At 69.0% G+C, this 426-nt stretch carries 1 protein-coding gene; it reads right to left on the reverse strand.

Features of this window, described 5'->3' with window-relative positions; all coding sequences use genetic code 11:
* A partial coding sequence (locus tag DT057_RS35225; RefSeq protein WP_162501636.1) for a helix-turn-helix domain-containing protein occupies positions 1 to 416 on the reverse strand: 416 nt, incomplete at its 3' end.
* Positions 417 to 426 lie beyond the last annotated feature (10 nt).

The following is a 426-nucleotide window of genomic DNA, read 5'->3' on the forward strand; positions in this document are numbered from 1 at the left end:
TGCGGCTGCAGACCGTGCCCACGCCAGATCCGCTGCACCGACGAGACACTGATGGAGGCGACCTTGCTCATGGCTACGGCCGTCCAATGCGTGGTCTCGCCGGGCGGATCTTCCTGCGTCAGAGCCACAACACGCGCCGCCACCTCGGGCCCCAGCGGCGGGATGCGGGCCGGCCGCGTCTTGTCCCGAAGGAGCCCGTCGACACCCTCCTGCGCAAAGCGGTCCTGCCAGCGCCAGACCACCGTCTTGGACACGCCCGCCTCACGCATGATCGCGTGCGTGCCGAGCCCATCGGCGCTCAGCAACACGATACGGGCGCGCCAGACGTGCTTCTGCGGCGTGTTTCGATCCGCAACCAGGGCCTCAAGCCGAAGGCGATCCGGGGCGGAGAGCGTGAAGGAGATGCCACTGCGCATCCCGCCAGAC

Source organism: Methylobacterium crusticola (genome assembly GCF_003574465.1).
Taxonomy (GTDB): Bacteria; Pseudomonadota; Alphaproteobacteria; order Rhizobiales; family Beijerinckiaceae; genus Methylobacterium; species Methylobacterium crusticola.